The organism is uncultured Albimonas sp. (assembly GCF_963977235.1).
Classification (GTDB): domain Bacteria; phylum Pseudomonadota; class Alphaproteobacteria; order Rhodobacterales; family Rhodobacteraceae; genus Albimonas.
In genome coordinates this window covers 1-6,910 of the sequence record NZ_CAXBOD010000111.1, presented here as the reverse complement: position 1 = coordinate 6,910, position 6,910 = coordinate 1, and the positions used below count along the sequence as shown (strand labels likewise).

Here is a 6,910-nt window from a genome sequence, read left to right as displayed (position 1 = left end):
CGACGAACTTGATCGTCAGCTTGCCCTTGCCGGGGAAGCGGAAGTCGGTGGCGCGGTACTGGTCGCCGAAGGCGTGACGGCCGACCACGATGGGCTGGGTCCAGCCCGGCACCAGCCGCGGCACGTTCTTGCAGATGATCGGCTCGCGGAAGATCACGCCGCCCAGGATGTTGCGGATCGTGCCGTTGGGCGAGCGGTACATGCGCTTCAGCCCGAACTCCTCCACCCGCTGCTCGTCGGGGGTGATCGTGGCGCATTTCACGCCGACGCCGATTTCGCGGATCTTCTCGGCCGCATCGACGGTGATCTGGTCGTCGGTGTCGTCGCGGGCCTCGATGCCGAGGTCGTAGTAGAGCAGATCGACGTCCAGATAGGGCAGGATCAGCTTCTTCTTGATGAAGTCCCAGATGATCCGGGTCATCTCGTCGCCATCGAGCTCCACGACGGGATTTTCGACCTTGATCTTGCTCATGCGGCTCTCCATTGGCCTCGGGCCGGTCGGTGTGCGGGGCCGCGGCGCAGACACGGGCGCGCCGGCCGCGGTGGGTCGAACGGTATGCAGCGGGATACAAAGGCCCCGCGCGGATGGCAAGCGCTCGCGTCGGGCGGGAGCGCGACGGCGTCGCGACCTGACGCCGCGACGCGCGCGACGCTAGCACTTCGCACCGCGCCGGCGCGAGGGGCCCGAACACGGTGGCGGCGAGAATCTTCACGGGTTTCGCGTGGCGCGCGCCCCGGCTTGCGGCGCCGGGGGACGGGCCGTAGGACGGGGGCGCACAACCAAAGGGGAAAAGGCGATGGCCGGCCGCGCGTTCAGGCGCCTGCGCATGGGGCTCGAGACGGTGACCGGCCTGCGCCGGCAGGGGTTCTTCGTGCCTTACCGCTATGCCGCCTCGGTCCGCCCGCCGCAGGGCTATCCCGCGATGGAGCGGCTGCTGGAGGCTGAGCGCCCGGCGCTCGAGGCGACGCTGGAGGCGATCGACGCGCTGGCGGGGCCGCTGGCCGCGCTGGGCGGGGCCGCGCCGCAGCCGCGCTGGGGGCAGGCGTGGTTCCCCCGGCTCGACGGCGCGGCGGCCTATGCGCTGGCCCGCAGCGCCCCGCCCGCGCGCATCGTCGAGGTCGGCTCGGGCCACTCCACCCGCTTCCTCGCCCGCGCGCTGGCCGACGCGGGCGCGCAGGCCGAGCAGGTCTGCATCGACCCTGCGCCTCGCGCGGCCGTGCTGGACCTGGCGGTGAGCTGGCGGCGGGAGCTGCTCTCCCCCGCGCACCTGCCGCTGTTCGAGGCGCTGGAGGCCGGCGACATGGCGGTCTTCGACAGCTCTCACCTGCTGATGCCCGGCACGGACGTGGACCTGATCCTGGCCGAGATCCTGCCCCGCCTCGCGCCCGGCGTGCGGGTGCATGTCCACGACGTTTTCCTGCCCGACGGATATCCCCCGGACTGGGAGTGGCGGGGGTATTCCGAGCAGAACGGCCTTGCGCCCTGGCTGCTGTCGGGCGCCTATCGCCCGATCCACGCCAGCCGATACGCCCTGACCCGGATGGGCGCGGCCGAGCGGCCGGGCCTCCGCGATCTGCCCTGGAACGGGGCGCCCGAAAGCAGCCTGTGGATGGTGCGCGCCTGACGGCGCGCCTCTCCGCCTCCCGAACCCGGAGCCCGCCATGACCCTCGACGAGACCGACCGCCGCCTCGCCTTCCTCTCCGAGGCCGCCCGCCTGCGCGAGGTGACGCGCGCGAGCCGCGTCGCCTCGGGGCGCTTCGAGAACTCGGCCGAACATTCCTGGCACCTCGCCCTCTACGCGATGGCGCTGGTCGAGGAGGCGCCCGAGGGCGTGCGCGTCGACCGGGTGATCCGGATGCTGCTGATCCACGATCTGGTCGAGATCGACGTGGGCGACGTCCCTCTCCACGGCGCCCGGCCCCAGAACCATGACGCGGCCGAGGACGCCGCCGCCGAGAGGATCTTCGGCCTGCTGCCCGGCCGCCAGGGCGAGGCGCTGCTGGCCCTGTGGCGGGAGTTCGAGGCCGCCCAGACCCCCGACGCGCGCTTTGCCAAGGCGCTCGACCGGCTGCAGCCGGTGCTCTTGAACCTCGAGACTGGGGGCGGCACCTGGCCCGACTTCAACGTGGGCGAAGCCGAGGTGATGGCGCGCTGCGGCCCGCCGATCGAAAAGGGCGCGCCGCGTCTCTGGCCCCGCGTGCGCGAGCGGGTGCGGGCGCATTTCGCGGCTCTGGTCGGCTGAGCGCGCGGCGCGCGCCCCTTGCCCTGCGCCCGCGGCGAGGGCAAACCCCGCCCGCGAGCAGATCCCGCGGCCCCGGCCGCCCCCCCTCCCGGCGGCCCCGGCCGCCCCCCCCTCCCGGCGGCCCCGGCCGCCGCCCGACGCGCGAGCGGAAAGGATCCCGGCGATGAGCGGAACCGACCCCACCCGGCAGGCGGTGACCGAGACCGCCCAGCCCGTCTTCGTCCTTGTGCGCCCGCAGCTGGGCGAGAACATCGGCGCGGCCTGCCGGGCGATGTGGAACTTCGGCCTCGATCGGCTGCGCCTGGCCGCGCCGCGCGACGGCTGGCCGAACCCCAGGGCGGTGGCCATGGCCTCGGGCGCGAGCCACGTGCTCGACCGGGCGACGGTGCATGACGATCAGGCGGGGGCGCTCTCGGACCTCGAATACGTCTACGCCACCACGGCGCGGACGCGCGAGATGACCAAGACCGTGTTCACCCCGGCCGCCGCCATGGCCGACGCGCTGGCGCGGATCCGAGCGGGGCAGAAAGTGGGCGTTTTGTTCGGCCCCGAGCGCACCGGCCTGGAAAGCGAGGAGGTGGCGCGCGCCCAGGCCATCATCTCGGTCCCCGCCAACCCCGTTTTCGCCTCATTGAACCTGGCGCAGTGCGTGCTGCTGACCGCCTACGAGTGGCGCCGCCAGGCCACGGAAACCCCGCCCGAAACGCTGGATCCGGGGAAGCTGGGTCTTGCGGGGCGCGAGTCGGTCGACCGGGTGATCGCGCGGCTGGAGGACGAGCTCGAGGGGGCGAACTTCTTCTTTCCGCCCGAAAAGGGCCCGACGATGCGCTTGAACATCCGCAATCTTTTCTCGAGAGCGCCGCTGACCGACCAGGACGTCCGCACGCTTCACGGGATCATCCGCGCGCTGGCCGAAGGGCCCAAGCGCAGGCGGGACTGAGCCCCGGGGAGCGACCGAGCGGGCAGGGCCGGCGGCGATGGAAACGACCTGGGAAGGAGACCGAGATGACCCCGACCCCGACCCCTCCCTCTGCCGCCCGGACGCCGACCGCCCGAGCCCTCGCCGCCAGCGACGAGGACCGCCCCGGCTTTCGCCGCATGGGCCTCGCGCTCGCCGCGCTGACCGCGCTGGGCGTGGCGTTCGCCCTGTCGCAGCCGGCCTTCGCCGATCCGCCGGGCGGGGTGCCGCCGGGCCTCGCCAAGAAGGGCGTCTCGAAGCAGGAGTGGAAGCGCTCGAAGGGCGGCGACGTGCGTGGCGACGACGGCGACCGGGTGATCATCGTCGAGCGCGACCGTCGCGACCGCGTGGTCTATGAGCCGGGCTACCGCCTGTCGCGCGACCGCGAGTATGTGGTGATCCGCGATTACGACCGGTATGGGCTGCGCCGGCCGCCCGCGGGCTACGACTACTACCTGGTCGACGACCGGGTGATGCGCGTCTCGCAGGACACGCTGCAGATCGCGGCGGTGCTTGGCCTTGCCAACGCCCTGCTGAACTGAGGCGGCGCCCTGTCCGGGGATCGCTCGGGCGGGATCGCACGTGCAGGGATCGCGCGAGCCGCATCGACGCGGGCGCGCCTGACCCCTTGCGGCGGGGCCCGGTTCCGGGCCAATTGCGCGCGCCGGCCGGGCATTCCCCTGGCCGGCGCGGCGCGTGCGCGACCGGGGCCCCGTGCAGGGACCGGGCGCGGCGGGCCGCGCAGACCCGGTTCCGACAGGGGGACGCCCATGTCCAGGCCCCGCTCGATCTTCGAGGATGTTTCCGGCCAGCCGGCCGCCGTCCAGCCCGCAAGGCCCGCCGCCGCGCCGGGCGAGGCCGAGCGTCGCCGCCGCGCCAACCGCCGCCACATCGCCATCTGGCTGCTGCTCCTGGCAGCGCTGGTCGCCGCCATGGTGCTGGTGGGCGGGCTCACACGCCTGACCGACTCAGGGCTCTCGATCACTGAGTGGAAGCCCGTCACCGGCGCGATCCCGCCGCTGAGCGAAGAAGCCTGGCAGGCCGAATTCCAGAAATACCAGGGCATCCCCCAGTTCGAGGCGATCCACCGCGACATGGATCTCGCGGGGTTCAAGTCGATCTACTGGTGGGAATGGGGCCACCGCCAGCTTGGCCGCCTGGTCGGGCTGGTCTGGGCGGTCGGGTTCTTCTGGTTCCTGGCGCGGCGCAAGATCCCCTCGGGCTGGACCTGGCGGCTGGTGCTGCCCGGCGCGCTGGGCGGCGTGCAGGGCGCCATCGGCTGGTGGATGGTCGCCTCGGGGCTGGAGGGGGAGATGGTCTCGGTCGCCTCTTATCGCCTCGCGACGCACCTCGGCCTCGCCTTCGCGATCCTGGGGCTGCTGGCGCATTATTCGTGGGAGATCTCGCGCTCGGGCGCCGAGCTTCTGCAGGCGCGGCGGCGGCGGATGTCGGGGCCGATGACCTTCGCCAGCGTCGTGTGCCTCGCGGTCTTCGTGCAGATCCTGCTGGGCGCGCTGGTGGCGGGGATCGACGCGGGGCGCGGCTATATCGACTGGCCGCTGATGGGGGGGGAGTTCCTGCCCTCGGAATCCTTCGACTATGTGCCGCTGTGGACCAACTTCTTCGAGAATCCGGCGCTGGTGCAGTTCATCCACCGGATGTGGGGCTATGGCCTGCTGCTGCTGGGCGCGGTGTTCTGGTGGCGGATGCGGGGCGCGGCTCATGCCGGGCTGAGGCGGCGGGCGGACTGGGTGCTGGCGATGATGTTCGGCCAGGTGGTGCTGGGCGTGGTCACGGTGATCCACGCGGCGCCGCTGTCCTGGTCGATCCTGCACCAGGCCGGCGCCATCGCCCTGTGGATGCTGGCCCTGCGCGCCCGCTTCGAGGCCGGATGGCCCGCCGAGGAGAAGATCGCCCGCGGCCGCGCCTGAGCGGCGCGGGGGCGGCCCGCTCCGACCTGCGGAAGCTTACGTCGGCTGTTGACGCCCGACTCGCGATCTTGTGAACGAGTTCTCCGGCCGGAGACTAGGCGTTTCCGCATCGGAAACTGATCCGTCGTGCCTCTGCCGCGATTCCTCTGCTAGCGTGCGACAAGGCGTCCGGTCACGGGCGTCATGCACAACACGGAGGACCCCAGGCCCATGCCCAGGAAATCGTTTGTCATCGCCTCGGCGGCTGTCGCCGCGCTGGCCGCCGCCTCGCTCGGTCTCGCCCATGCCGCCGATGTCGAGCCGAAGATCGACGACCCCGTGTCGCTGCGCATGAACCTGATGAAGGATGCGGGCGCCGCCGTCGGCATCATGGCCGCCATCGCCAAGGGCGAGGCCGAGTTCGAGCCGCGGGCCGTCAAGGGCGCCCTGCTGACGCTGAACGCGGTCGCCCTCGGTTTCCCGGCGCAGTTCCCGCAGGGCGCGACCTCCGAGACCTCCGAGGCGGCGCCGGCGATCTGGGACGACGCGGCCGGCTTCCAGGAGACGGCGGCCAAGTTCATCGCCGACACCCAGCAGGCCAAGTCGATGCCGATGACCAACGCCGACGAGATGAAGGCCGCGCTGGGTCTGGTGGCCCAGAACTGCAAGGCCTGCCACGAAAACTACCGCGTCAAGAAGAACTGAGCGTCATGGCTTCCTGGCGCTGGCTGATCCCCGTCGCGGCCCTGGCCGCGGCGGGCGGGGGCGCGGCCCTGTGGCTGACCGCTCCCGATCCGATCGGGGCCGACGCGGTCGCCGGATGGAGCCCCTCGCCCGAGGCGGCGGCACGGGGCGAGCGGCTGTTCGCGCTCGGCTCGTGCGTGTCGTGCCACGCGGCCCCGGGGGCCGAGGGCGAGGCGCGCTTGGCGCTCGCCGGCGGGCGCGCGTTTCCCACCGAGTTCGGAACCTTCCACGCCCCCAACATCTCCCAGGACCCGCAGGCGGGAATCGGGGGATGGACGCCCGCGCAGTTCGCCTCGGCCTTTCTGCGCGGCGTGGGGGCGGAGGGGGAGCATCTCTATCCCGCCTTCCCCTGGCCGTCCTACGGGCGGATGGAGGTGGCGGACGCCCTTGATCTTTGGGCCTATCTCAAGACGCTGCCGGCGGATCCGACGCCCTCAAAGCCCCACGACGTGGGGTTCCCGTTCTCGATCCGCGCGGCGGTCGGGGGGTGGAAGCTGTTGTATTTCAAGCCCGAGCCGGTGGTCGCGGGCCTCTCTGGGCAGGAGGAGGCCGGGCGCCGGCTGGTCGAGGGGATCGGCCATTGCGGCGAATGCCACACGCCCCGCGACCCGCTGGGCGGGCCGGACTACACGCGCTGGCTGGCCGGCGGGCCGAACCCGGACGGGGAGGGCTCGATCCCCAACATCACGCCTGCGTCGTCGGAGATCGGGGGCTGGTCGGCCGCCGACATCGCCTACTATCTCGAGAGCGGGTTCACCCCGGACTACGACAGCGCCGGCGGCGGCATGGCGGCGGTGATCGAGGAGACCTCGAAACTGCCGGCCGAGGATCGCGAGGCGATCGCGGCCTATCTCAAGGCCGTGCCGGCGGTGGAATAAGGGAGACAGGAGGCGCCCTGCGGGGGGGCCTGGCCCGCGGCTGGCGGGGCGCCTGAGCGTCGAGTGGGGGAGCCTCCGGCGGAGCTCCCGACTCACCCGGGAACAGGGCCGCGCCTGTTCCCCGAAGCCGTCCGTCGCTGCTTGATGCCTGAGCGACTCGCCCGCAGGGGTCAAGG

8 protein-coding genes are annotated in these 6,910 nt (G+C 72.4%); 7 read left to right on the top strand and 1 reads right to left on the bottom strand.

All coding sequences use genetic code 11. The features are described 5' to 3' along the window. Positions 1-472, bottom strand: a 472-nt coding sequence (locus tag AAC134_RS23155; protein ID WP_339952056.1) for an isocitrate/isopropylmalate family dehydrogenase, incomplete at its 3' end; no start/stop codon positions are given. 325 nt (positions 473-797) lie between these two features. On the opposite strand from AAC134_RS23155, the gene AAC134_RS23150 reads away from it, so the two are divergent. The 7 genes from AAC134_RS23150 (at position 798) to AAC134_RS23120 (ending at position 6,734) form a co-directional block, all read left to right on the top strand. Next, positions 798-1,625: a class I SAM-dependent methyltransferase gene (locus AAC134_RS23150; protein WP_339952054.1), complete on the top strand. Its 828-nt coding sequence runs from the start codon at positions 798-800 to the stop codon at positions 1,623-1,625. Positions 1,626-1,662: 37 nt separating this feature from the next. Further along, a complete protein-coding gene (locus AAC134_RS23145; protein ID WP_339952052.1) occupies positions 1,663-2,244 on the top strand; it encodes an HD domain-containing protein in 582 nt (193 codons plus the stop codon). A 163-nt stretch (positions 2,245-2,407) separates the two neighbouring features. After that, positions 2,408-3,184 carry an RNA methyltransferase gene (locus AAC134_RS23140; RefSeq protein WP_339952050.1) on the top strand — a complete coding sequence of 259 codons (777 nt, stop codon included), beginning with the start codon at positions 2,408-2,410 and terminating at the stop codon, positions 3,182-3,184. Positions 3,185-3,249: 65 nt separating this feature from the next. Further along, entirely contained in the window at positions 3,250-3,744 is a 495-nt protein-coding gene (locus AAC134_RS23135; protein ID WP_339952048.1) for an RcnB family protein, read from the top strand. A gap of 228 nt (positions 3,745-3,972) precedes the next feature. Beyond that, positions 3,973-5,133, top strand: coding sequence for a heme A synthase (gene ctaA, locus AAC134_RS23130; RefSeq protein ID WP_339952046.1), 1,161 nt, complete (start codon positions 3,973-3,975; stop codon positions 5,131-5,133). 210 nt (positions 5,134-5,343) lie between these two features. Beyond that, complete coding sequence (locus AAC134_RS23125) at positions 5,344-5,817, top strand: cytochrome c (RefSeq protein WP_339952044.1); 474 nt, start codon at positions 5,344-5,346, stop codon at positions 5,815-5,817. A gap of 5 nt (positions 5,818-5,822) precedes the next feature. Next, positions 5,823-6,734: a cytochrome c gene (locus tag AAC134_RS23120; protein WP_339952042.1), complete on the top strand. Its 912-nt coding sequence runs from the start codon at positions 5,823-5,825 to the stop codon at positions 6,732-6,734. Positions 6,735-6,910: the final 176 nt, after the last annotated feature.

Bases quoted from the DNA above. Each gene is read 5' to 3' on its own strand.
- AAC134_RS23120 (WP_339952042.1), top strand. From the start codon at position 5,823: ATGGCTTCCTGGCGCTGGCTGATCCCCGTCGCGGCCCTGGCCGCGGCG.
- AAC134_RS23125 (WP_339952044.1), top strand. From the start codon at position 5,344: ATGCCCAGGAAATCGTTTGTCATCGCCTCGGCGGCTGTCGCCGCGCTG.
- AAC134_RS23150 (WP_339952054.1), top strand. From the start codon at position 798: ATGGCCGGCCGCGCGTTCAGGCGCCTGCGCATGGGGCTCGAGACGGTG.
- AAC134_RS23145 (WP_339952052.1), top strand. From the start codon at position 1,663: ATGACCCTCGACGAGACCGACCGCCGCCTCGCCTTCCTCTCCGAGGCC.
- AAC134_RS23140 (WP_339952050.1), top strand. From the start codon at position 2,408: ATGAGCGGAACCGACCCCACCCGGCAGGCGGTGACCGAGACCGCCCAG.
- AAC134_RS23135 (WP_339952048.1), top strand. From the start codon at position 3,250: ATGACCCCGACCCCGACCCCTCCCTCTGCCGCCCGGACGCCGACCGCC.
- ctaA (WP_339952046.1), top strand. From the start codon at position 3,973: ATGTCCAGGCCCCGCTCGATCTTCGAGGATGTTTCCGGCCAGCCGGCC.